The sequence below is a fragment of the Streptomyces sp. NBC_01446 genome, assembly GCF_026340095.1.
Classification (GTDB): Bacteria; Actinomycetota; Actinomycetes; order Streptomycetales; family Streptomycetaceae; genus Streptomyces; species Streptomyces aureus.
On record NZ_JAPEPO010000001.1, the window covers coordinates 1903679 to 1928213 of the forward strand.

The window sequence follows — 24535 nt, forward strand, 5'->3', positions numbered from 1 at the left end:
CGAAAGGCCGCGCGAAACGGCCGTACGAGGGCCGGACGAAAGGGACCCACAAGAGCGATGAGAGCAGCCCCCGCCGTCTACGCGGCCGCCGGATCCCTGGTCCTGACCGCCCTCGTCGCCGCCCCCGGCCGCGCCGACACCCAGGCCCCGCCCGACAGGGCCGAACTGCGCGGCACGGCTGTGGCCGCCGCCCGCGCCGCGGCCACCGGAATCACCTTCGGCGCCTGCGCCGCCGCGGAGCACCTCCCGGCCTACATCAAGTGCGGCACCGTCTCCGTCCCCCTCGACTACGCCCACCCCGCCGGCAAGCAGATCAGACTGACCGTCAGCCGTGTGAAGGCCACCGGCACGACGGCGCCGAAGGGCGGCAGGCCGGTCCGCAGGCAGGGCTCCCTCGTCTTCAACCCCGGCGGCCCCGGCGCGTCCGGCATGTACTTCCCGCTCGTCGGGCCGATGCCGGAGTGGAGGCGCATCGCCTCCGCGTACGACCTCGTCGGCTACGCCCCGCGCGGGGTGGGCCGCTCGGCCCCGCTGTCCTGCGAGAACCCCAAGCGGTTCGCGAAGGCCCCCACGCAGGCGCCGACCCAGCCCTCCGCCTCGTACAAGCTGGAGCGGATCGCGCAGGCCAAGGCGTACGCCCAGGGGTGCGCGAAGAACGCCGGGGACGCGCTGCGGCACTACACGACGCTCAACAACGCCCGCGACCTGGACGTGCTGCGCGCCGGGCTCGGGGAGCAGAAGCTGAACTTCATGGGGTCGTCGTACGGCACGTACTTCGGGGCCGTGTACGCGACGCTCTTCCCCACGCATGTGCGCCGCATGGTCTTCGACTCGGCGGTGAACCCGGACCCGAAGCAGATCTGGTACACCAACAACCTCGTCCAGTCGGTGGCCTTCGAGCGGCGCTGGGCGGACTTCCGGAAATGGGTGGCCAAGCACAACAAGACCTACCACCTGGGCGCCACCGCCGCCGATGTGCAGCAGAGCTACGAGAAGGTCCGGGCGCGGCTCGCGAGCGAACCCGCGGGCGGCACCGTCGGCCCCGGCCAGCTCCAGTCCGCGTATCTCCAGGCCGGGTACTACGACGACTACTGGGCGATGCGGGCGAGCGCGCTGTCGGAGTATCTGAAGGGCAATCCGAAGCCGCTCGCCGAGCAGGCCGCGCCGCGGGCCGCGGCGGCCGCCGGGAACGAGAACAGCACGGCCGTCTACACGGCCGTCGAGTGCAACGACGCGGCGTGGCCCACCGACTTCCGCGTCTGGGACCGCGACAACACCCAGCTGGCGCGCCGCGCCCCGTTCGAGACGTGGGACAACGCCTGGATGAACCTGCCCTGCGCGTACTGGCCCGCCCCGCGCCGGCGTCCCGTCGACGTACGGACCGCGCCCGGCGCGCTGCCCCCGACACTGATCCTGGCCGCCGAACGGGACGCGGCCACCCCCTACGAGGGCGCCCGTGAGCTGTGGCGCAGGCTTCCGGGGTCGGTCCTGGTCACGGAGCGCGGCGCGGGCACCCACGGCATCGCCGCCGGCCCCAACAAGTGCGTCAACAGCCACCTCGACGCGTATCTGATGGAGGGGCGGATCCCGGTGACCCGCGCCGCTGCCTGCGCCCCGCACCCCGAACCGGCGCCGCTCGCCGTGGACTGACGGCGGGCACGACGCGCGAAGGGGCCGACCGGTTCGACGACCGGTCGGCCCCTTCGCGTACGGACCCGGGAACTGCCTGAACTACGCGAGACCCGCGACGAGTTCGGCGACGCTCTTGCGGCGGCCCGTGTAGAACGGGACCTCCTCGCGGACGTGCATACGGGCCTCGGAGGCGCGCAGGTGACGCATCAGGTCGACGATGCGGTACAGCTCGTCGGCCTCGAAGGCGAGGAGCCACTCGTAGTCGCCCAGCGAGAACGAGGCGACGGTGTTGGCGCGGACGTCCGGGTAGCCGCGGGCCATCTTGCCGTGGTCCGCGAGCATGCGGCGGCGGTCCTCGTCGGGCAGCAGGTACCAGTCGTAGGAGCGCACGAACGGGTACACGCTCACGTAGTTGCGCGGCGTCTCGTCGGCGAGGAACGCCGGGATGTGCGAGCGGTTGAACTCGGCGGGCCGGTGCAGCGCCATGTTCGACCAGACCGGCTCGAGGGCGCGCCCCAGCTTCGTACGGCGGAAGAGGTTGTACGCCTCCTGGAGCTGGTCCGCGGTCTCCGCGTGCCACCAGATCATGACGTCGGCGTCGGCGCGCAGACCGGACACGTCGTACGTACCGCGGACCGTCACGTCCTTCGCGGCGAGCTGGTCGAAGAGCTCCTGGACCTCGTCGGCGTAGCCGGCCCGGTCCTCGGGGAGGACGTCTCGGAGCTTGAAGACGGACCACAGGGTGTAGCGGATGACCTCGTTGAGGTCCTTGGCCTTCTTGCCTGCGTTCGGGATCTTGGCGGGGGCGTCGTCACTCATGAGGCTATTCTCCCGCGCCGCCGTGCAGACTCTGCACCGGGTGCGCGGTGAGCTCCTCCACCCCGGTCAGGTCGCCGTCCAGCTGGTCGACGGCGGCGTAGGCGCTCGCGATGCAGGCCGGGATGCCGACGCCGTCGTACGCCGCCCCGCACACGGCGATTCCGGGGATCTTGGCGACGTGGCCGCGGATGCGGGCCACGCGCGCGTGGTGGCCGACGGGGTACTGGGGCAGGCCCTCGTGCCAGCGCGTGACGCGCGTGGCGACGGGCGTGGCGCTCAGGCCGGTGGCCTCCCGCAGGTCGTGGCGCGACACCTCGATGAGCCCGTCGTCGTCGCGCGCGAGGTCCTTCTCGTCCTGGTACCGGCCCACGGAAGTGCGGACGACGACCAGGCCGGGGTCCTCGGCCGCGATCCAGCCCCACTTGTTCGAGGCGAACGTGGACGCCTTGATCGTGTGGCCGTCGACCGGCGGCACGAGGAAGCCGGAGCCCTCGGGCAGGTTCGCCTCGTCGCGCCGGAACGCGAGGGTGATCAGGGCCATCGACGCGTACTCGACGGTGCGCAGCTCTGCCGCGGCAGCCGGCGACTCGGTGTCGAGGAGCCCGGCGGCCTTCTGCGCGGGCACGGCTAGGACGACGGCGTCGGCCTCGATGACGCGGTCGTCGACCAGGACCTCCCAGCCGTCGAGGGTGCGGCGCAGGCCGTGGGCGGGGCTGTCGAGGAGGATCTCGCCGCCCCGCGCGCGCACCGAATCGGCGACGGCGAGCGGGAGCTGTCCGACGCCGCCCTCGATGCCCATGAAGACGGGCCCGGTCTGCTGGTTCCGCGCCGCACGCTCCTGGATCGCGCGTACGGCCTCGGTCAGGGAGCGGTGGCCGCGGGCCTCCTCGAAGAGCTGGGGGACGGCGCTGCGCATCGAGATGCGGTACGCGTCGCCCGCGTAGACGCCGCCGAGCAGCGGCTCCACGAGCCGGTCGACGACCTCGCGGCCGAGGCGCTCGGCGACGTACGCGCCGACGGCGACGTCGTCGCCGAACTCGGTGGCGGGCAGGTCGCGGTCCTGCTCGATGCGGGCCAGGCCCTTGTCGGACAGGACTCCGGAAAGCGCGGCGGCCGTACCGGGGACGCCCATCACATGGCCCTTGGGCATCGGGCGCAGCGCGCCCCTGGTCCAGAGCGAGGCCGTGGCCGTACCCGGCGGCTGAAGCCGGTCCGCGAGCCCCACCTCACGGGCGAGGTCGACCGCCTCGGGGCGCCGGGCGAGCATCGACTCGGCGCCGAGGTCGACCCGTACACCCGCGATCTCCCCGGCGCGCAGCTTGCCGCCGAGGCGGCCCGACGCCTCCAGAACGGTGACCTGCGCGCCGGCCGCGAGCAGCCGGTGGGCCGCGGCGAGCCCCGCGATGCCACCGCCGATGACGACCGCCCTGGGTGCCTGTCCCGTTCCCGTGCCTGTGTCCGCTTCGCGCATGCCCCCACTGTCTCAGACCGCCGAGTCCCGACCGTGACCGCATCGGGACCGCCCGGCAACCACCGAAAGGGGCGGCCGAACCGTCAAAGGAGGCGGCCAGGGCCTGTCCTTGGGCCGGCCGTCCCACTCAACCTCCGGGGGTACGTAGATGCGGATGTCAGGCACCACAGGAAAGCGGCCGGGGCGCCGCGGCATACGGGCGGCCGGCGCCGTCCTGCTCGTGGCGGCGCTGGCGCTGACGGGGTGCAGCGCCAACGCCTCGGACACCGGGGAGGCGAGCAAGGCCGACGGTGGGGAGGCGGCCGCCGCGGACCGGGGCGCCGCGAAGGAGGCGGGCGGGGGACAGTCGGACGCGAAGTCGTCCCGGCGCGAGCCGCCCAAGCTGACCGGCGTCCACATCATCCGCACGGCGACGCTCACCGTGCAGGTCAAGGACGTCCCGCAGGCGCTCGACAAGGCGCGCACGGCGGCCGAGGACGCGGGCGGCATGGTCGGCGACGAGACGACCGACCGCGACGGCAGGGGACATGAGCGCTCCCGTGTCGTCCTGCGCGTCCCGCAGGAGCGCTACGAGCAGGTCCTCGGCGATCTCGCGGGCACGGGCAGACTCATCGAGCGGAACAAGAAGGCGCAGGACGTCACCGACCAGGTCGTCGACGTCGACAGCCGCGTCAAGTCGCAGCGGGCAAGCGTGGCGCGGGTCCGCGAGCTGATGGACAAGGCGACGAAGCTGAGTGATGTCGTCGCCCTGGAAGGGGAGCTGAGCACCCGCGAGTCCGATCTGGAAGCCCTGCTCGCGCAGCAGGCGTCCCTCAAGGACCGGACGAGCCTGGCGACGATCACGCTGTCGCTGACCGAGACCCCGGTGAATCCGGCGGGGCACAAGGACGAGGACCCGGGGTTCACCGACGCGGTCGCGGGTGGCTGGGGCGCGTTCGTGACGATGCTGCGCTGGGTCGCGGTGGCCGTCGGCGCGGTGCTGCCGTTCGCCGTGGTGGGCGGTCTGCTGATCTTCGTGTGGCTGCGTCTCGTGCGGCCGCGGCTGCCGCGCAGGACCACCGCCGCCGCACAGCCGCTGACGACGGCGCTCGGCCCGCTGCCCGCGCATCCGTCGGCCGGGGAGCGGGGGGAGGACGAGTGACGGGGGCGCGGACGTAGTTTGGTGGGCATGAGCCCTACACGTGAGCGACTGGTGGTCATCGGCGGCGACGCGGCGGGCATGTCCGCCGCGTCGCAGGCCCGCAGGATGCGCGGCCCCGACGAGCTGGAGATCGTGGCCTTCGAGCGGGGGCACTTCTCCTCGTACTCGGCGTGCGGCATCCCCTACTGGGTCGGCGGCGAGGTGGCCGGGCGCGACGAGCTGATCGCACGCACGCCCGAGGAGCACCGGGAGCGGTCCATCGACCTGCGTATGCGCACGGAGGTGACCGAACTCGACGTCGCGGGCGGGCGGGTGAGGTCACGTGAGCTCGACACGGGGACGGAGGTCTGGACCTCGTACGACAAACTCGTGATCGCTACGGGTGCCCGGCCGGTGCGGCCGCGGATTCCCGGGATCGACGCACCGGGCGTGCACGGCGTGCAGACCCTCGACGACGGCCAGGCGCTGCTCGACTCGCTCGCCGCGACACAGGGGCGGCGGGCCGTCGTCGTCGGCGCGGGCTACATCGGCGTCGAGATGGCGGAGGCGCTGATCCGCCGCGGATACGAGGTCACGGTCGTCAACCGCGGGCCGGAGCCGATGTCGACGCTCGACCCCGACATGGGCCGCCTGGTGCACGAGTCGATGACCGGCATGGACATCACCATGGTCGACGACGCCGAGGTCACCAAGATCCTCACGGGTGACGACGGGCGGGCGCGGGCGGTCGCCACGACGTCCGACGAGTATCCGGCGGACGTCGTCGTCCTCGGCATCGGCGTCCGCCCGGAGACCTCGCTGGCCCGCTCCGCGGGACTCCCCCTGGGCGAGCACGGCGGGCTCCTCACCGATCTGGCCATGCGGGTGCGCGGCCACGAGAACATCTGGGCGGGCGGCGACTGCGTGGAGGTACTCGACCTGGTCTCGGGACGCGAGCGCCACATCGCGCTCGGCACGCACGCCAACAAGCACGGGCAGGTCATCGGCACGAACGCGGGCGGCGGTTACGCGACGTTCCCGGGCGTCGTCGGAACGGCCGTGAGCAAGGTGTGCGACCTGGAGATCGCGCGCACGGGCCTGCGCGAGAAGGACGCGCGACGGGCCGGTCTGCAGTACGTGTCCGCCACGATCGAGTCGACGAGCCGTGCGGGCTACTACCCGGGCGCGGCCCCGATGACGGTGAAGATGATCGCCGAGCGCCGCACGGGCCGCCTGCTCGGCGTGCAGATCGTCGGCCGCGAAGGCGCCGCGAAGCGGGTCGACATCGCGGCGGTCGCGCTGACCGCGGGCATGACGGTGGACCAGATGACGGCCCTCGACCTCGGCTACGCGCCGCCGTTCTCACCGGTGTGGGACCCGATCCTGGTGGCGGCCCGCAAGTCGAGCGCGGCGGTACGCAGGGGCTAGGGGATCCGCCCCCTAGGGCGTGTCCGGGCCCGAGGTGGGCGGCATCGGGGTGGACGTGCCGTTGATCTGCTCTATGGCCTGGCGCGCCTGGTCGCCGGGGGTGCGCAGCGTGGCCGCGCTCAGGGCGGAAGCGGTCGTGGCCTGCGGAGGTTTGGCGTGGGCCGCGGGCAGGCGGTTGCGCAGACGGTGGCTGACGGCCTCGTCGAGCGTGACCGGGCGGTGCGTGCGGGCGGCGATGCGGCCCGCCTCCTGACCGAGCGCGGCCAGGTCCTCCCAGGTGAGGCGCAGCACGACGGCGAGCTGGGCCTCACCGTCCGGCAGGGCGGTGAGGGGAGGTACGGGGGCACCCGGCTGTTGGTCGGTCATGGGCTGGTCTCCTCGCTTGGGGCGGCGGGACACTGCTCGGCATGACGTACGCGCAGCGGGCGGCTTTCGTTCAGGCGGGCGCCGTTCGTTCAGCGGGACGGGGCGGGCACGAGCCCGCCCCCACCACCCCTAGCGGGCGGTCTGCGTGTGGACGTACTCGACGAGACGCGTCAGGGAGTCCGGGTCGGTGGTGGGCGGCACGCCGTGACCGAGGTTGAAGACGTGGCCCTCCAGGTCGGCCGCCGCGTCGAGCACCTCGCGGGCCTTGGCCTCCACCGCCTCCGGCGTGGAGAAGAGGACCGCCGGGTCGATGTTGCCCTGGAGCGCCTTGCCGGGGCCGACGCGGCGCGCGGCCTCGTCGAGCGGGACGCGCCAGTCGACGCCGACCACGTCGGCGCCGGCCTCGCCCATCAGACCGAGGAGCTCACCGGTGCCGACGCCGAAGTGGATGCGCGGCACGCCGTACTCCTCGACGGCCTTGAACACCTTGGACGACGCGGGCATCACGGAGCGCCGGTAGTCGGCGGGGGCGAGGGCGCCGACCCACGAGTCGAAGAGCTGGACGGCGGAGGCGCCGGCCTCGATCTGCACCTTGAGGAACGCGGAGGTGATCTCGGCGAGGCGGTCGAGCAGGTCGGCCCACAGCTGCGGGTCGCCGTACATGAGCGCCTTGGTGTGCTCGTGGTTCTTGGACGGACCGCCCTCCACGAGGTAGCTCGCGAGGGTGAAGGGCGCGCCGGCGAAACCGATGAGCGGGGTGGAGCCGAGCTCGGCCGTCAGGAGGCCGATCGCCTCGGTGACGTACCAGACATCCTCGGGCGTGAGGTCGCGCAGCCGCGCGAGGTCGGCGCGCGAGCGGATCGGCTGCTCGACGACCGGACCGACGCCCGGCTTGATGTCGAGGTCGATACCGATGGCCTTGAGCGGTACGACGATGTCGCTGAAGTAGATGGCCGCGTCGACGTGGTGGCGGCGCACCGGCTGCATCGTGATCTCGGCGACGAGCTCGGGCATCATGCAGGACTCGAGCATCGGAATGCCCTCGCGCGCCTTGAGGTACTCGGGCAGCGAGCGACCGGCCTGCCGCATGAACCACACCGGGGTGTGCGGCACCGGCTCACGCCGGCACGCCTTGAGGAAGGCGGATTCGTACGTAGCTGTCGGCTGCTGGCCCGTGGGGCGGAGGTTGGCACTCACGTCGGAAAGTCTCGCACGGGCGCGAACCCCGCCGAGCGCGGGGACATCGAGGTGGGGGTGCCGGGTGTCTCTCCCTGCGCGAAGGCCGCGTTCCCCTTAATCTTCCCCGCATGGCTGCGGCTGAGGGACGACTGTCGGACGGCGCTGAGGGAATGAGTGAATCGGAGCGGGAGGGGCGCAACACGAAGGATCCGGTGGACTCGGCTCCACCGCCGTTCCGCGCGGCGGTCGAGGCCTTGCGGGGGACGCGGCTGCGCCCGGAGATCGAGGTGGACCCGACCAAGCCGCCGCAGCGCCTCGCGCCCTACGCGTACGCGCTGGAGGCCGCGGTGGTCGACGGCGACGACGACCTCGCGGACGGCCGCCTCGTCCTGCTGCACGACCCGGCGGGGCACGACGCGTGGCACGGGACGTTCCGCCTGGTGACGCTGGTGCGGGCGGAGCTGGAGCCGGAGATGGCGGCGGACCCGCTGCTCCCCGAGGTCTGCTGGTCGTGGCTGACGGGCGCGCTCCAGGGGCGGGGTCTGTCGTACGGGGAGGCGAGCGGCACGGTGACACGGGCGAGTTCGCACTACTTCGGCGGGCTCGGTGAGCGTGCGCCGGCGTCGCAGATCGAGATCCGCGCCTCGTGGACGCCGCGCGAGGGGCTCGGCGGGGTGCCGGACACGTCCTCCCACCTGGCCGCCTGGTGCGATCTGCTCAGCCAGATCGCGGGCCTGCCGCCGGCCGGTCCCGGGGACGCGTCCGTGGTGACGCTGCCTCAGCGCCGGGGCCCGCAGAAGTCCTGACGGCGGTGCGGAAGTCCTGAACGGCGACGCGCGAGCCCTCAACGGCCATGCCGAAGTCCTGACGGGGGATGGGGAACAGCCATCGGCAGGCGATTTTCGGCCTTCCGCCGCCGGTGACGAGGGGCAGTGACAGCACCGATCGGGACCGGACCTCGAAGAGTTCCGGTCCCGTTGTGATTCGGTTCGATCTTCGGATGATCGATCGCGTGTCCGAATTGCACGAATTGTTACTCACTAAATCGTGATCTTTCTCTAAAGGCGGGCGGGTTTGCTGCCGAAGAGGTCTGTGACCTTGAAAGCACGGTTCGCCCCGGCTTCATCCCCGAGCCGGTCCCGTCCCGCACCCCAGGAGGCCTGGTGTCCGTTCTCCTCGAGCAGCCCGCAAGCCTGGTCGCCTACCGCCCGAACAAGCCGACCGCCATGGTGGTCGTGGCCGACCCCCGCGTCCGTTCCACCGTCACCCGCCACCTGTGGGCGCTCGGTGTACGTGACGTCATCGAGGCCTCGTCCGTCGCGGAGGCTCGTCCCCGCATCGGCAACCCCCGCGACATCTGCGTCGCCGACGTCCACCTTCCCGACGGCTCCGGCCTGACCCTTCTGTCCGAAACCCGTGCCGCGGGCTGGCCCAACGGGCTCGCCCTCTCCGCAGCCGACGACATCGGTGCCGTACGCAACGCCCTCGCGGGCGGCGTCAAGGGCTACGTCGTCACCGGCACCCGTACCAACGTCGGGCTGCCCTCCCGGCCCGGCGCCGCCCCCATCGGGTCAGCCGCGGCCCGTATGCACCGTCGCCCCCCGGGTGCTCCGAGCCACCCGGGCGGCTACCGCGAACTGTCAGGCCGTGAGGTCGAGGTGCTCCGGCTCGTCGCCGAGGGCCAGTCGAACAAGGCCATCGGAGTCTCGATGGGACTGTCCGCGCTGACCGTCAAGAGCCACCTCGCCCGCATCGCGCGCAAGCTCGGCACGGGAGACCGCGCCGGAATGGTGGCCGTGGCCCTGCGCACCGGAATCATCCACTGACCCTGACTGGTTTACGTACCTTCAGCGCCCGTCGACGGAACGTTCCGTCGACGGGCGCTGTACGTACACAGATACATTGATCTGTCACAGCATGGGCCTGAAGTGGGTAGATGTCATCCAACCCGCCGCTCAGGGCACATCGCCGAGGGCAACTCCGGCTGCTTCCAGAACCGCGTTCGCACGACACACCCTGGCCGCCGTGGACGGACGGTGCCGTGAACCAGTCGATGACTTCCGCCGCCGATGCCTGCGGAGGCGCCGGCTTTACCCCCGAGGTGAGACTTGCCGTCGTCGTCCACCTGACAGCGCCACCAGGACTCGGGTCACCTCGCACAGGAAGTCACCACCCCCACTCCGGCAGCGGATCAGCCGTCGCTGACCTTGGCCAAGGTCGACTCTGCGCCTGACGCCGAGACATCCCGGTCGGACGTCTCGACGCGGCCTGCCGCTGCCCTCGTCCACGGCCGCGCAGTCAGAGAAGGAGATCTCCGCCTCGCAGCAGGGTCGCCGCGCCGCCCACAACGTCCTGCCGGGACATGAACTTCACTCCCTGATCAGCCACTTCGAGCAGGAGACCGCGTACCAGCGGGATGTGCACGGTATATCCATGGGCCAGACGTGGACAGGACTGAGTGCGGACGCCGCCAATCGGCGCTTCGACACCACGCTCAAGGAATTCCAGAACGCCCAGGTCGAGGCCAAGTCGATCGCCTCACTCCTCCGTGACGCGCACACGCAGTTCGTGGACCTTCACAAGAAGCTGGAGACAGCCCGGGACGAAGCCGTGGCGAAGGACATGAAGGTGTCCGATCAGGGCGTCGTCACGTGCCGAACTCCGACTTCTACAAGCACTTTCGTGCCGACATGCAGAAGGCGGGGGTCGAGGAGTTCAAGGTGGACGGCCTCAGTCCGATTCCGAACGAGAAGGTCCGCGGCTACCAGAGCCTGGTCACGCTGATGCAGCAGGGACACGGCTATTCCGGGCAGTTCCTCGAGGACACCGCCGACGACGTCCGCAAGGCCGAGGAGTCGCACTTCGCCAAGGGGAACATGGAATCCGTCTGGGCCCTGCGGGACGATTTCAGCGGCAAGGACCGGGGTTGGTTCGCCAACGACCCGCTCGACGGCGTCCTCGGCATCATGTCCGAGGACCCGAAGACCAGCACCGAATACCTGGACCCGGCGCACAACGACAACCTCAAGTACCTGCTGCACGGGCGTGATTGGGCCACGGTCGTCGACCACTACGCGACGCCGCCCGGCGGCACCACGACGGGCCTGCCCGTCATGGCGGAGGACGGCGACGTGCGCAAGGGCTTCGGCGCTGCTCTGGAGGCCGCCACGACCGGGGAAGCGCCGGGCGCGTACCACGCGGTCGGACAGCACAGCGAGCCGCAGGCCCGCATCCTGCAGGACACCATCAACACCCTGTACTCGGACAAGGCGGCGGACCACCTGCCGAAGAACCTGTCCACACCGCTGGCGCACGTCCTGACGTCGTACACACCCGACACGCACGAGATCTACGCCGCCTCGGACTCGAAGTACGACATCGACTGGGACAGCACGGGCGAGGTCTGGAGTGACAAGGACGGGGCGCACATGGCTGTGGGGCACCAGCGCCTCGCCGCCGTGATGAGGGGCATCGCCGAGGACGGGGGAGCCTTCGGCCACCTCTACGGGGCTGAGCAGCAGTATTCGCACCATGTCCTGGCGGATATCCCCCAGGACGCCGGCGACAAGACGATCCAGAACCGCGTCGTCGAGTCCTCGCGCGCCATGGGCGCCTATGACGGCATCCGGTCGGACGTCATCTTCGACGAACGGTTCAACAAGACGCAGTGGGCCGCCGACTTCAACCACGGGATCGGCACGGGTTTCAGCACAGCACTGATGTTCAATCCCGTAGCTGATCTCGCCCCGGTGGGAGACCTCACCTCGAAGGCGATCGACGTGTGGGCCTACGAGTCCAACAAGGAACACACCGCCGAGGCGAACGTCGAGGCCACCGAGAAGAACGCCAAGACCTACGACGCCGGGCTTCACGACGTGGATCACATGGTCAGGGCATGGGCCGACAGCCGCGGTCACGGCATCGACAGCGACTGGACGAAGTCCTTCGTCCACGCGGGGCAGGACCAGTACGACTTGGGCCGCAACCGTACGCTCGACACCCTTCGAGCCGACCGTTGACGCTCGGAGAAAATGGCACCCGACAGAATGAGCACGATGCAAACCAAGTCCAGGCTAGGACGCATACCCACAAGGTGGTGCGCGCCGGCACTCGTTCTCACTCTCGGGATCGTGGCCTTCGTGCTGTACAGCACCGGCACGTTCGACCAGTGGAAGGACGACCGATCGCTCGACCACGCCTGTGATAGCACCCTCGCTCAGGGCGGACTTCGCGCAGCTCTGCACTCGTCGCACCTGAGCGCCGGCTCCGAGGGTGACAGTGAATACCTGGCTTCCTGCAGTGTCCGCAACGCAGAGACCGGACCACAGCGCAGTTCGCTGGAGGTGAAGCTGCGCTGGAGCAGTGCGGCGCCCCCCTCAGCCGACCTCTCCTGGTACAACGAGGACTACAACGGCGTGAGGGGGCAGGCGGTGCCCCTCGGCCACGGCTGGTCCGGCATCGCCAGGTACCAGGGCGGCTGGCAGGTCATGGTCGCGCTCGACTGCCAGAACCAGAAGAACAAGGCTCTTGTCGCATACGGTGACCTGCACGGGGAGCCGAACAGCGCCACATTGGCCGGGCTTGGCCGGGTGACCACCGAGACGGCCCAGAAGGCAGCTGAGAAGCACGGGTGCCAGGTGAAGGCCGGCGAGCGGCTCACCAGCGTGCCCCCCTCCCGGCTCGGCACGCCTGATACGGCGAAACCCTTGAAGCAGGCGCGCGGTTCCTGCGTCCCATTGCGGGGGCTTGCCCCGACGGCCGCGGGGAACGGTGTACCCGAGGTCATGGAGTACCCCGCGGATGCGCAGACGCCGCAAGTGAACTGCTACCTGGCGACACCGGAGAAAAAGCCCGGATACGGCCTGTACGCCTACTACGGCCGCGCCGCCAAGGACTTCCTCACGAGTGAGGGCGACAACCTCAAGGCGGGCCGCGGCCCCACCTACGGCGACAAAGAATATGCCTGGGCCACCGCCAGGTGCCCCAGATCCGCACAGCCCGCAGTGTTCGTGCTGTACCACCTGTACGACAGGGACACCGACACATACCCGGTCGCTCACTACTCCGCCCAGTTCGCCGCATCGGCACTCAAGGCCTTCGCCGACCATGAGGCGAAACTGCGTGGCTGCTCCGACGTTCAGATAGCCTCCCGGCCTTAGAGCTCACCGCATGCATCTCGATCGTCCATGAGGGTCCGTCAGCTTGCTGACGGACCCTTTGTGGTGTGCCTCACGGTGCAAGCCTCGACAAGAGGGCCTTCCCATGGCTGTAGATCAAGCATGGATTATTGGGACTAAAGTCCATATTCCGGGCACTCTGGTGCGAGAACCCCCCAGACGCACCGAGACGGGTCGAGACGCGTTTTCGCAGGTCAGTTGACCAATGGCCAGAACACGCAGGTCAGGCATACGTACGGGCAGATACCCTTGACAGGTGACCGACGCCCAAGAGACCGCAGCAGACACTTCACTGCGAACCACCGGGGGCGCACCCCCGGACGACGGCGGCTTTGTTGCGGAGGTGCCGATCCCCCTGCTCGAGCCGCGCGAGGGCATCCCGCCGGTGATCGCCGACGAGGCCTCCCTGGCCGAGGTGGTCGCGGCCTTCGCCGCGGGCACCGGGCCCGTGGCCGTGGACGCCGAGCGCGCCTCCGGCTACCGCTACGGACAGCGCGCCTACCTGGTGCAGCTGCGCCGCGAGGGCGCGGGCTCCGCGCTCGTCGACCCCGTCGCGTGCCCCGACCTGTCCGCCCTCGGCGACGCGATCGCCGACGCCGAGTGGGTACTGCACGCCGCGACGCAGGACCTGCCGTGTCTGCGCGAAATAGGTATGGTCCCCAGCCGCCTCTTCGACACCGAGCTCGCCGGGCGCCTGGCCGGTTTCCCGCGCGTGGGGCTCGGCGCGATGGTGGAGAACGTCCTCGGCTACGTCCTGGAGAAGGGCCACTCCGCCGTCGACTGGTCGACGCGGCCCCTGCCCGACCCGTGGCTGCGCTACGCCGCGCTGGACGTGGAGCTCCTCGTGGACCTGCGGGACGCGCTGGAGAAGGAGCTCGACCGGCAGGGCAAGCTGGACTGGGCGCACCAGGAGTTCGACGCCATCGCCTCGGCCCCGCCCGCGCCGCCCCGCAAGGACCCGTGGCGGCGCACGTCCGGGATGCACAAGGTGCGGCGCCGCCGTCAGATGGCCGTCGTACGGGAGCTGTGGACCGCGCGGGACCGGATCGCGCAGCGGCGTGACGTGTCGCCGGGCAAGGTGCTCGGGGACGGCGCGATCGTCGAGGCGGCGCTCTCGCTTCCCGTGAATGTGCACGCACTGTCCGCGCTGCCCGGTTTCGGGCACCGTACGGGCCGGCGTCAGCTGGAACAGTGGCAGGCGGCCGTGGACCGGGCGAAGGAGCTGCCCGACGCGGAGCTGCCGCAGCCCGGGGCCCCGCTCGCCGGGCCTCCTCCCCCGCGGGCCTGGGCCGACAAGGACCCGGTCGCCGCGGCGCGCCTCTCCGCCGCGCGGGCAGCGGTGTCGTCGCTGGCCGAGACGCTGAACATGCCGCAGGAGAACCTGATCACGCCGGACACGGTCCGCCGGGTGTGCTGGGAGCCCCCGGGCGACCGCTCCGAGGCGGCGGTGGCCGAGGCGCTGCGCGGGTACGGGGCGCGGCCCTGGCAGATCGAGCAGGTCACGCCGCTGCTCACCGAGGCACTGAAGCAGAACGTCTGACACGCGGGGCGCCGCGCGGCGCCCCGCGTTCGTCGCGGTTTCGTACCGGTGGCCCCTCCTCGCTCGTCGCGGCGGGGAGGGCCTGCCTACGGTCACTCCATGATCACCAGGGGGTACGAGGCATGGGTGCGGGACTTCGAGGACGAGCGGGAGCGCCGGGCCGCGGCGCCGGAACCCGCCTGGGAGCGGGGCGCGCGGGTGCATCCCGCGATCTGGCGGAGCGTGCGGCGCTTCCAGGTCGGCGAGAGCGGTGACGGGGCGAACCTGATCGCCAAGGCCGACCGGGCGGGCGACGCCCCGTACGCGCGTGCCGTGCGGCTCTTCGTGGCCGAGGAGCAGAACCACGCCCGGCTGCTCGGGCTGCTGCTCGGCGCCGGCGGGGTGCCGCCGCTCACTTCCCACTGGAGCGACACCGTCTTCGTCCGGCTGCGCCGGCTTCTCGGGCTGCGGCTCGAACTCCTGGTCCTGATGGTCGCCGAGGTCGTGGCGCTGCGTTACTACCGCGCGCTGCGCGACGGCACCGACGATGCGCTCACGACGCGGGTGGCCGGGGCGATCCTCGCCGACGAGGAGCGGCATGTGCCGTTCCACTGCGAGCGGCTGCGCGAGGCCTTCGCGCGGATGCCACGCCCGGTGGGGCGCCTGGTGCTCGTGGGGTGGCGGGCGCTGCTCCTCTCCGCGGCGCTCGTCGTCGCCGGCGACCACGGCTCGGCGCTGCGCGGATTCGGGCTGGGACGGGTGCGGTTCGTGCGTGACGTGGTGGCTTCGGCGGGGCCCGTGGTGCGCTCGATCCTCGATCGCGCGGTGTGACCTTCGCCGCTCCGGCCGGGGGGACTACACGTCTTGGTTACCCGCAAGTAGCATGACGGTATTCGCAGCGCGCTTCCCGCATGCCGGGTGCGTGCCGCGCGGCAGTGCCATCCCGCATCTGGAGGAGAGCCATCGTGCCTCGTACCGTCAGGGACGTCGTCTTCGTCGACGGCGTCCGCACCCCGTTCGGCAAGGCGGGCCCGAAGGGCATCTACCACGAGACCCGCGCCGACGATCTCGTCGTGAAGGCCATCAGGGAGCTGCTGCGCCGCAACCCGGCCCTCGACCCGGCGAAGATCGACGAGGTCGCCATCGCCGCGACCACGCAGATCGGCGACCAGGGCCTGACCCTCGGCCGCACCGCCGGCATCCTCGCGGGCCTCCCGCAGTCCGTGCCCGGCTACTCCATCGACCGCATGTGCGCCGGCGCGCTGACCGCCGTCACCGCCACCGCGGGCTCCATCGCCTTCGGCGCGTACGACGCCGTCATCGCCGGCGGTGTCGAGCACATGGGCCGCCACCCGATGGGCGAGGGCGTCGACCCGAACCCGCGCTTCGTGTCGGAGAAGCTCGTCGACGAGTCCGCCCTGTTCATGGGCATGACCGCCGAGAACCTGCACGACCGCTACCCGCAGATCACCAAGCAGCGCGCCGACGAGTACGCCGTGCGCTCGCAGGAGAAGGCGGCGAAGGCGTACGCGAACGGGAAGATCCAGCAGGACCTGGTCCCGATCTCCGTGCGCAACACCAACCCGGACGTCGGCGAGACCGGCTGGGGCCTGGTCACCGCCGACGAGCCGATGCGCCCGGGCACCACGCTGGAGAACCTGTCCGGCCTCAAGACGCCGTTCCGCGTGCACGGCCGTGTCACCGCGGGCAACGCCGCCGGTCTGAACGACGGTGCGACCGCGTCGATCATCGCGTCCGAGGACTTCGCCCGCGAGAACAACCTCCCGGTGAAGATGCGCCTCGTCTCCTACGCCTTCGTGGGCGTCGAGCCGGAGGTCATGGGCTACGGCCCGATCCCGGCCACGGAGAAGGCCCTCGCCAAGGCCGGTCTGTCGATCGAGGACATCAACCTCTTCGAGATCAACGAGGCCTTCGCCGTCCAGGTCCTCGCCTTCCTGGACCACTACGGCATCGCCGACGACGACGCGCGCGTGAACCAGTACGGCGGCGCCATCGCGTTCGGTCACCCGCTGGCCTCCTCCGGCGTGCGCCTGATGACGCAGCTTGCCCGCCAGTTCGAGGAGCAGCCCGAGGTCCGCTACGGCCTGACGACGATGTGCGTCGGCTTCGGCATGGGCGCCACGGTCATCTGGGAGAACCCGCACCACAAGGACGCCGGAGGCGACAAGTGAGCACCACCACCGCTGAACTCCTGAAGGGCGCCGCCGAGCTGTTCCCGGACGAGGTCGTCACGTCGGCGAACGTACGCCACCTCGACCTGCCGTTCGGCGCGGGCCGGTTCGCGCTGATCACGCTCGACAACGGCTTCGACCACACCAAGCCGACCACCTTCGGCCCGGCCTCGCTCGCGAACCTGAACGCCGCGATCGACCAGGTCGAGAAGGAGGCGGCCGACGGCACGATCGTCGGCGCCGGCATCACCGGCAAGCCGTTCATCTTCGCCGTCGGCGCCGACCTCAAGGGCGTCGAGCTCCTCAAGAAGCACGACGACGCGCTGGCCATCGGCAAGGGCGGCCACGAGGTCTTCAAGCGCCTCTCGGGCCTCGCCGTGCCGACGTTCGCGTACTACAACGGCGCGGCCATGGGCGGCGGTGTCGAGGTCGGTCTGCACTGCACCTACCGCACCGTCTCCAAGGCGCTGCCCGCGTTCTCGCTCCCCGAGGTCTTCCTCGGTCTGGTCCCGGGCTGGGGCGGCTGCGCGCTGCTCCCGAACCTGATCGGCGCCGACAAGGCCGTCTCGGTCATCATCGAGAACTCGCTCAACCAGAACCGCCAGCTCAAGGGCAAGCAGGTCTTCGAACTCGGCATCGCCGACGCGATCTTCGAGGGCGCCGACTTCCTGGAGCAGTCGCTGATCTGGACGGCGAACGTCCTCAAGGGCGACGTGGCCGTCGAGCGCGCCGAGGTCGACCGCGGTGACGCGTGGGACGAGGCCGTCGCACGCGGCAAGTCCATTGCCGACAGCAAGGTGCACGGCGCCGCCCCGGCCGCGTACCGCGCCCTCGACATCATCGCCGCGGCGAAGGACGGGAACCTGCAGGCCGGGTTCGACGCCGAGGACAAGGCGCTCGCCGACCTGATCATGGGTGGCGAACTGCGCGCGGGTATCTACTCGTTCAACCTCGTCCAGAAGCGCGGCAAGCGCCCGGCGGGCGCCCCGGACAAGTCGCTCGCGCGTCCGGTCACCAAGGTCGGCGTCGTGGGTGCGGGCCTGATGGCCTCGCAGCTCGCGCTGCTCTTCCTGCGCCGCCTCGAGGTGCCGGTCGTCCTGACCGACATCGACCAGGAGCGCGTCGACAAGGGTGTGGGCTACGTCCACGCCGAGATCGACAAGCTGCTCGGCAAGCGCCGCATCAACCAGGACAAGGCCAACCGCCTCAAGGCCCTGGTCACCGGTGTGCTGGACAAGGCCGAGGGCTTCTCCGACGCGGACTTCATCATCGAGGCCGTCTTCGAGGAGATCGGCGTCAAGCAGCAGGTGTTCGCGGAGGTCGAGGCGGTCGCCCCGGCGCACGCGATCCTCGCCACCAACACCTCGTCCCTCTCGGTCACCGAGATGGCGTCGAAGCTGAAGCACCCCGAGCGGGTCGTCGGCTTCCACTTCTTCAACCCGGTCGCGATCCTCCCGCTCCTGGAGATCGTCCGCGGCGAGCAGACCGACGACGCCTCGCTGGCCACGGCCTTCGGTGTCGCCAAGAAGCTGAAGAAGACCGCGGTTCTGGTGAAGGACGCCCCGGCGTTCGTCGTGAACCGCATCCTCACCCGCTTCATGGGCGAGATCCAGAACGTCATCGACGAGGGCACCCCGGTCGAGGTCGCCGAGAAGGCGGTGGAGCCCCTGGGCCTGCCGATGTCTCCTCTCGTCCTCCTGGAGCTGGTCGGTCCCCCGATCGGCCTGCACGTCTCGGAGACCCTGAACCGCGCCTTCCCGGAGCGCTTCACGGTGTCCCCGAACCTCGCGGCCGTCGTCAAGGCGGGCAAGCGCGGCTTCTACGTGTACGACTCCGGTAAGCCGGAGCTGGACCCCGAGGTCGCCGCGCTCCTCAAGCAGGGCGATGTCGTCCTGACGGAGGAGCAGGTCCGTGACCGCGTCCTGGACGCGGTGGCGCAGGAGATCGGCCTCATGCTCGACGAGGGCGTAGTCGCCGAGGCCCAGGACATCGACCTGTGCCTGATCACCGGCGCCGGCTGGCCCTTCCACCTGGGCGGCATCACGCCGTACCTGGACCGTGAGGGCGTCAGCGAGCGGGTGACCGGCAAGCGGTTCCTGGACGCGGGCGTGGCGAGCGTTCCGGCGTAACTCCCCCGCACGAACGGTGCCCGGCACACCAACTGGTGTGCCGGGCACCGGCGTATCGAGCGGCCGGTCAGAGCCGCTTCGCGCTGCGCAGGGTGCTCGCGTAGTAGCCGTTGCCGTCGAGGCGGGACGTGCCGCCCTTGTCGCCGATCGTCGGGCCGTTGACCTCTTCACGGCTCGACACGAAGATCATGTGGCCGTCCGTGTCGTGGCCCATGTACATGCCGACGTGGTCGAGGCGCTGCTTCGTACGGGCGTCGAGCTTGAAGAACACCAGGTCGCCGGGCTGCAGCACGTCGATGGACTTGGGCCGGTCGGCGGCGCCGACACCCTTGAGCGGGATGATGTCGGTCCCGACGTCCGAGCGGGCTATGCCGTTGGCGGTGCGCGGCAGGCCGTCGCCCGACTTGTCCGAGGACATCAGGGGGTAGCGGGCCCGGTAGCCCCAGACCAGGCGCTGGAAGCCCGAGCAGTCCACGGACCTGGCGCGCCGCGTCTCAGGCTGCTGCGAGACGCCGTCGCGGAACGTGTACGGGATGCCCAGGTAGTCGTAGAAGTCGGAGAGTTCGTCGCGCAGGTCGTTGCCCTCGCTTCCGTTCGGGTTGATCGGCCCGAAGTTGGCGTCACCGGCGTAGGCGATGCCCTCGTCGTCCTTCTTGACGGGAGCGCCCTCCAGGTACTGGAAGGCGAACGCGAAGATGTCGTCCTCCTCGCTGCCGTAGAACTCCTTGAACCAGTCCTTGAACCACTTCTCCTTCTCCGCGCCCTTGCGCCAGGGTTCCGGCATGAGGCGTACCCAGTCCTCGGTGACCACGCGGGACTTGGTGTTGGCGGGCTCGGTGAAGGTGCGGCTCGGGCCCTTGAGCGTGGCCGTGCGAGCGCTGTCGGTGAAGGTCGCGAGGACCTGGCCGCCCTCGCCGCGCAGGACGGAGCGCTCCGGGTTCTTCAGCCGCTCCCAGCTCTGCTCGCCGCCCTTCTGGCCCGTGCTGGACTCCAGGAGCGGGGTGTCGGTGACGGCCTGGACGGCGGGGGCCTTCGCCTGTTCGTCCTTGCGCAGTTCCACCGTCAGATAGGCGCTGCCGCCGAGCAGCGAGAGGACGATCGCGGTGTGCAGTACAGGGTGCTTCTTCTTGGCGCTCATGGGGTCGGCTCCGGTGGCTGGTTCAGGCGGACGGCATGACGCCGAGAAGGATTCCGGCGGTGAGGACGACGTACGCCATCAGCGTCACCGAGCCGGTGGCGAGGATCGTGGGGCCCTTGGGCTGGCGGACCAGTTGGTACGCGATGAGGCCGGGAACGATGAATCCCAGGGTCTGGTTCGCGTACATCAGCGGGAACTCGAGGGAGAGCACGATCATCACGGTCGCCTGGAGCGTCACTCCGAGCAGCACGACGGCGGCGAACAGGCGCTTGCCGTAGAGGATCACGTAGCGCTGCATCAGGAGCGTGCCCACATAGGTGAGGACGGTGACGCCGACGACCATGGCCGCGCGCTGGAGGTCTTCGACGAGCGTCAGCGCGATCCAGCCCGGGGTGATCATTCCGCCCGGTGAGAGGTTCGTCGTGAGGTAGCAGACCAGGGAGAACAGCAGCCCGATCGCGATGCCGATCGCGGCGATCTCGGGGGTGAGGACGGTGGGGATCAACGGGGTTCTCCTGGGCTGCTGTGCCACTGCTGCGGGTCTTCGGTGAGGGGTGCGGGCGGGACGCGGGGCTCGAACAGGCCGCGGGGGCGCTCCTGTTCGGCCGGCTGAGCGGGATACACGGGCTGCACGGGCTGGGCCTGGATCACCGTGGGCCAGACCTCGCGGGGCGCCTGCGGCTCGTCGTACTCGGGATGGGGCCGGTCCGCGTCGCGCTGCACGGGGATGTGCGGCTGGGGCGCGTACCGCGTCTCGTACGCCTGCGGGTACTGCTGGTACGGGTCGATGCGGGGCGCGTAGAGCTGCATCGTCTCGACGGGCTCGTGGGAGGCCGGTGCCGCGTGCGCCGGAGCCCCGGTCCCGTACGGATCGGCGGTGGCGGTGTTGTCCTCGGACTCGTCCGCGGGGAGTTCGGCGAGGTGCTCCAGGAGGTGCTCGCCCTGGCCGTGGATGTTGCCGATGGCGACGAGTGAGGAGTCGGGGCCGAGGCTGCCGAGCAGCTTCCCCATGAACTCCTCGGCCTCGCGCCGGTCGCCGCCGAGGTCCACGGCCCGGTCGCGGTACGCGGCGGGGATCGCGTCGATGGCGGACTTGGCCGGGTGGCCGATGACGAAGACCTGGTCCGGATCGAGCTCGGGGATGATCTCGCCCATCTGGCCGTTGCGTTCGACGCGGTCCGGGCGGCAGTTGATGACGACGTTCAGCGGGCGGTGGACGGCACCGAGGTCGAGGAGCTGGTTGATGTTCATCAGCGTCGACTCGGGGTCGTTGGCCGCGAAGACGTTCGCGAAGCGGAGCTTCTTGTTGTCGTGCGTGAGATAGCGCTCGACGGAGAGGACTCCGGGGTCCGGCGGGGCGTCGTACATGCCCTGAAGAGCTGTGTCCCGGTCGACGCCCACCAGCTCGGCGACGGTCAGCGCGATCGCCACGTTCTCCTTGAAGGTGAACCAGCTGAACCCGCGCAGCTCCTCGTCGCTGACCGTCTCGGGGTCGGCGTAGATCAGCTTGCAGTCCCTGGCGTCCGCCTCCTCCTGGAGGATGTGGAAGCGCTCCTGCTCCGCGGTCACGCAGATGCCGCCCTCCGGCATGGAGCGGCACAGCGAGCGCGCCACGTCGTCGAGGGTGGGGCCCATCTCGGCGAGGTGGTCCTCACGGACGTTGCACAGGACGCCGATCGTGGAGCGGATCAGCTTGGACTGGTTGATCTCCTGGAGCGCCGGCATGACGGCCATGCACTCGATGACGAGGGCGTCCGGGTTGTACGCGGCGGCGCGGCGCACGATGCCGATCTGCTCGACGACATTGGCGATACCGAACTTGCGGTAGACCGGTTCCTCGGTGGCGTCCGGGTGGATGAAGCGGGCCGCCGTGCCGGTCGTCTTGGCGACCGTCGTCAGGTCGCCGCCGCGCAGGGCGCCCGCGCACAGGCGCGTGATGGACGACTTGCCGCGGATGCCGTTGACGAGGACGCGGGTCGGTATGTGTTCGAGGTTGGCGAAGTGCCGCCGCTGTTCGACGATTCCGGCGATCAGCAGGACGGCTCCGCACACCACGAGCACGGTGTAGAGGAAGAGCACGGTGATTCTAGTTCCTTCCGGCACCGGCGGGCGTGCGGGCACCGCCGTCGCGTTTGCGCTGCTGGCTCTGGACCTGCTGCCTGATCAGCTCCAGGCTGCGGGCGACGGCGCCGACCTCGTCGTGGTGGCGTGGGAACAGGACGGTCTTGCGGTCACCGTCCGCGAGCGACTCGGCCTGCCGGGCCAGGTCGCGCAGGGGCCGTACGACGACGATGTGCAGCCAGCCGAGGCAGGCGGCCGCCGCGGTGATGCCGAGAAGTCCGGCCAGGACCGTGCGGTTCTGGAGGCTGTACTCGGGGATGGCGAGGCTCGATGCGGGCTGCCAGCTGACGACGGTCCAGCCGAGGGACTTGGCGGCGCCGCCGCCGACGAAGGGGGCGGCCGCGGCGATCTGGATGTCGCCGCCGTCGCGGAACAGCACGCCGCTGGGGCGCGGGCTCATGCCGACCTTCTGGTTGGTCCCGTCGACCAGTTCGTCGAGCCGCTCGCCGGGCAGTTTGTGGAAGGCCAGATAGCCGGTGTTGCCGCCGATGACGCGCCGCTCGGCGTCGACGACACGGACGTCGCCGAGCCCGGGGCGCTTGAGCAGCGAGTTGAGGAAGTCGATCCGGAACTCGCCGACCACGGCCGCGCCCTCGCGGCCCGGCAGTTCCGCGGTGCCGACGATGACCGGCTTCTTGCCCTGGTCGTCCAGGACCCGGATGGGCTCGGCGGAAGGGGCTTCGCCCTGGACGTTGTGCGGGCCGTGCCCTGACCTGGCGAGGATGTCGCCGCGGGCGTCGAGGACGTACAGGGACTCGTAGCGCAGGTGCTCGTTCATGGTGGCTTCGAGCACCTCGGTCATCTGCGAGGGCTTGGTGCGGTCGCCGATGAGGGAGGCCACCGACATCAGGTCGGCGTGGCCCTCGTTGAGGGCGCGGCGTACCCGGTCGGACACGGTGTCGGTGCGTTCGCGCTGGTCGTTCACCATCTGCTGGGGCACGACGACGGTGTCGCCCGCCCGGTTGAGCAGCAGCAGGAGAGGGCCCGCCCAGACGAGCAGCAGGATCCCGGCGACCGCGAGGAGCGCGCGGGCGCCGAAGCGGCGGCGCGCCGGTGCGGCGGGCTGCGGGAGCTCGCCGAGCAGCTGGCGCCGCAGGCGTTCCAGGGCCGCGCCGATCCGGGCGGCCTCGCCGCGCCGGGGCACGGTGATGGGCCGGGCGAGGTCGCCGCGGGTGAGGCGGCGGCTCTCCAGGAACAGCCTGATCAGCGGCCGTTGCACGGTGCCGAGCAGCAGCGCCACGGTGAGTCCGCCGATGAGCAGCAGGGCCGCCGCGGCCGCCAGGCCGAACATCGGGCTGGCGGTGACCGCCGGGTCCTCGGCGACCTTGACCATGGCTACGACGGTCAGGCCGAGGCCGGTGGCGACGGTGGGCTCGCCGGGCTGCGGCGAGGCGAGAGTGGCGTAGCCGGCGACGGAGCGCTCACCCATGTAGCGGTCGCCGCTGAGGCTGCCGCTGACGCCCAGGAACCCGCCGGATCCGGGCTCCTTGGACTTGACGGGGTGCTGCTTCGCCTTGCCGGCGGCGGCCTTCGCGAAGGCCTTCAGCTGCCGGTTGGACTCCTTGACCTCATCGCGCTGCAGGTCGGTGAGGACCTGCTCGGGCTCGGGGATGCCGTCGCTGCTGAGGAGGGTGCCGGACTGGTCGATGACGGCGATGGAGCGGAACTCGCCGAGGCTGATACCCGGGAACTTCAGGCTGTTGGAGGCGACGAGGAGCTGCTGCGGCCGGCCCTTCCAGTTCAGCAGGGCGAAGGAGAGCAGCCGGGTCTCGCCGTTCTGGAGACGCACCATGCGCGGGGCGAGGCCGTTCTCGTCGGCGAGCTTGGACCGGTCGATCGCTGTCAGCGGCACGTTCTCGCCGCGTGCGGCGAGGAGTTTGCCGGACTGGATCTCGACGACGGCGGTGCCCGTCCACTTCTGGTAGACGTTGCCGATCTTGTCGAGGACCGCGTCGGCGGGCACCGGGTCGCCGGCGCTGAACAGCTCGGCCGTCCGGGTGAGGTCGGTGACGCCCTCGTCGACGGAGGCGCGCAGCGCGATGGCGCCGTCCTCGGCGAAGTGCTGCTGGGAGGTGCGGACGGCTTCGGGTACGAGGTCGTGTCCGACCCGGCCGAGCGTGAGGGCGGTGATGCCCGCGAGGGCGAGGAGCAGAACCGACAGCACGGCGATGGGCGGGCGAATGCCACCCAGCAGGGACATATCGGCTCTTCGGCGGACCTTGTGCCGCCGCTTCGGAGGCGAAG

20 protein-coding genes are annotated in these 24535 nt (G+C 70.6%); 11 read left to right on the plus strand and 9 right to left on the minus strand.

From position 1 onward, the window contains the following. Nucleotides 1-57 precede the first annotated feature (57 nt). Nucleotides 58-1650, plus strand: coding sequence for an alpha/beta hydrolase (locus tag OG456_RS08480; RefSeq protein ID WP_266558765.1), 1593 nt, complete (start codon nucleotides 58-60; stop codon nucleotides 1648-1650). An 81-nt stretch (nucleotides 1651-1731) separates the two neighbouring features. On the opposite strand, the gene hemQ is transcribed toward OG456_RS08480, so the two are convergent. Then, a complete protein-coding gene (gene hemQ, locus OG456_RS08485) occupies nucleotides 1732-2451 on the minus strand; it encodes a hydrogen peroxide-dependent heme synthase (RefSeq protein ID WP_116508688.1) in 720 nt (239 codons plus the stop codon). 4 nt (nucleotides 2452-2455) lie between these two features. Further along, nucleotides 2456-3922, minus strand: coding sequence for a protoporphyrinogen oxidase (hemG, locus tag OG456_RS08490; RefSeq protein WP_266558766.1), 1467 nt, complete (start codon nucleotides 3920-3922; stop codon nucleotides 2456-2458). A gap of 154 nt (nucleotides 3923-4076) precedes the next feature. Here hemG and OG456_RS08495 point away from each other — a divergent pair, with 154 nt between their 5' ends. Together OG456_RS08495 and OG456_RS08500 are read left to right on the plus strand one after the other, a co-directional pair. Next, the gene (locus OG456_RS08495; protein ID WP_266558768.1) at nucleotides 4077-5063 is read left to right on the plus strand and encodes a DUF4349 domain-containing protein; all 987 of its coding nucleotides are present in this window, start codon (nucleotides 4077-4079) and stop codon (nucleotides 5061-5063) included. Nucleotides 5064-5090: 27 nt separating this feature from the next. Next, entirely contained in the window at nucleotides 5091-6470 is a 1380-nt protein-coding gene (locus tag OG456_RS08500; protein ID WP_266558770.1) for an FAD-dependent oxidoreductase, read from the plus strand. 12 nt (nucleotides 6471-6482) lie between these two features. Here the strand turns inward: OG456_RS08500 and OG456_RS08505 are convergent, their stop codons facing one another. Then, entirely contained in the window at nucleotides 6483-6836 is a 354-nt protein-coding gene (locus tag OG456_RS08505; protein ID WP_266558772.1) for a hypothetical protein, read from the minus strand. 129 nt (nucleotides 6837-6965) lie between these two features. Further along, on the minus strand, nucleotides 6966-8033 hold the full coding sequence (gene hemE, locus OG456_RS08510) for a uroporphyrinogen decarboxylase (protein ID WP_266558774.1): 1068 nt from the start codon (nucleotides 8031-8033) through the stop codon (nucleotides 6966-6968). Nucleotides 8034-8185: 152 nt separating this feature from the next. Here hemE and OG456_RS08515 point away from each other — a divergent pair, with 152 nt between their 5' ends. Together OG456_RS08515 and OG456_RS08520 are read left to right on the plus strand one after the other, a co-directional pair. After that, a complete protein-coding gene (locus OG456_RS08515; protein ID WP_266558776.1) occupies nucleotides 8186-8821 on the plus strand; it encodes a DUF3000 domain-containing protein in 636 nt (211 codons plus the stop codon). Nucleotides 8822-9178: 357 nt separating this feature from the next. Continuing rightward, nucleotides 9179-9841 (plus strand): response regulator transcription factor, encoded by a 663-nt coding sequence (locus tag OG456_RS08520; protein WP_100591261.1) that lies wholly within the window; start codon nucleotides 9179-9181, stop codon nucleotides 9839-9841. 472 nt (nucleotides 9842-10313) lie between these two features. On the opposite strand, the gene OG456_RS08525 is transcribed toward OG456_RS08520, so the two are convergent. Further along, nucleotides 10314-10439: a hypothetical protein gene (locus OG456_RS08525; protein WP_266558778.1), complete on the minus strand. Its 126-nt coding sequence runs from the start codon at nucleotides 10437-10439 to the stop codon at nucleotides 10314-10316. Nucleotides 10440-10666: 227 nt separating this feature from the next. On the opposite strand from OG456_RS08525, the gene OG456_RS08530 reads away from it, so the two are divergent. The 6 genes from OG456_RS08530 (at nucleotide 10667) to OG456_RS08555 (ending at nucleotide 19032) form a co-directional block, all read left to right on the plus strand. After that, the gene (locus OG456_RS08530) at nucleotides 10667-12034 is read left to right on the plus strand and encodes a hypothetical protein (protein ID WP_266558780.1); all 1368 of its coding nucleotides are present in this window, start codon (nucleotides 10667-10669) and stop codon (nucleotides 12032-12034) included. A gap of 111 nt (nucleotides 12035-12145) precedes the next feature. Further along, nucleotides 12146-13174 carry a hypothetical protein gene (locus OG456_RS08535; protein ID WP_266558782.1) on the plus strand — a complete coding sequence of 343 codons (1029 nt, stop codon included), beginning with the start codon at nucleotides 12146-12148 and terminating at the stop codon, nucleotides 13172-13174. 274 nt (nucleotides 13175-13448) lie between these two features. After that, entirely contained in the window at nucleotides 13449-14732 is a 1284-nt protein-coding gene (locus OG456_RS08540; protein WP_266558784.1) for a ribonuclease D, read from the plus strand. Between the two features lie 99 nt (nucleotides 14733-14831). Next, nucleotides 14832-15542, plus strand: coding sequence for a ferritin-like domain-containing protein (locus OG456_RS08545; protein WP_266558786.1), 711 nt, complete (start codon nucleotides 14832-14834; stop codon nucleotides 15540-15542). A 134-nt stretch (nucleotides 15543-15676) separates the two neighbouring features. After that, nucleotides 15677-16903 carry an acetyl-CoA C-acyltransferase gene (locus OG456_RS08550; RefSeq protein WP_266558788.1) on the plus strand — a complete coding sequence of 409 codons (1227 nt, stop codon included), beginning with the start codon at nucleotides 15677-15679 and terminating at the stop codon, nucleotides 16901-16903. Continuing rightward, nucleotides 16900-19032, plus strand: coding sequence for a 3-hydroxyacyl-CoA dehydrogenase NAD-binding domain-containing protein (locus OG456_RS08555; RefSeq protein WP_266558790.1), 2133 nt, complete (start codon nucleotides 16900-16902; stop codon nucleotides 19030-19032). Before OG456_RS08550 ends, OG456_RS08555 begins: the two co-directional genes overlap by 4 nt. Nucleotides 19033-19099: 67 nt before the next feature. Here OG456_RS08555 and OG456_RS08560 read toward each other — a convergent pair whose 3' ends face one another. The 4 genes from OG456_RS08560 to OG456_RS08575 are packed head-to-tail and all read right to left on the minus strand — an operon-like array spanning nucleotide 19100 to nucleotide 24491. Next, on the minus strand, nucleotides 19100-20170 hold the full coding sequence (locus tag OG456_RS08560) for a C40 family peptidase (protein ID WP_266558792.1): 1071 nt from the start codon (nucleotides 20168-20170) through the stop codon (nucleotides 19100-19102). 22 nt (nucleotides 20171-20192) lie between these two features. Further along, entirely contained in the window at nucleotides 20193-20675 is a 483-nt protein-coding gene (locus tag OG456_RS08565) for a poly-gamma-glutamate biosynthesis protein PgsC/CapC (protein WP_100591255.1), read from the minus strand. Further along, on the minus strand, nucleotides 20672-22249 hold the full coding sequence (pgsB, locus tag OG456_RS08570; RefSeq protein WP_266558795.1) for a poly-gamma-glutamate synthase PgsB: 1578 nt from the start codon (nucleotides 22247-22249) through the stop codon (nucleotides 20672-20674). Before pgsB ends, OG456_RS08565 begins: the two co-directional genes overlap by 4 nt. Nucleotides 22250-22256: 7 nt before the next feature. Further along, complete coding sequence (locus OG456_RS08575; RefSeq protein WP_266558797.1) at nucleotides 22257-24491, minus strand: HAMP domain-containing protein; 2235 nt, start codon at nucleotides 24489-24491, stop codon at nucleotides 22257-22259. Nucleotides 24492-24535 lie beyond the last annotated feature (44 nt).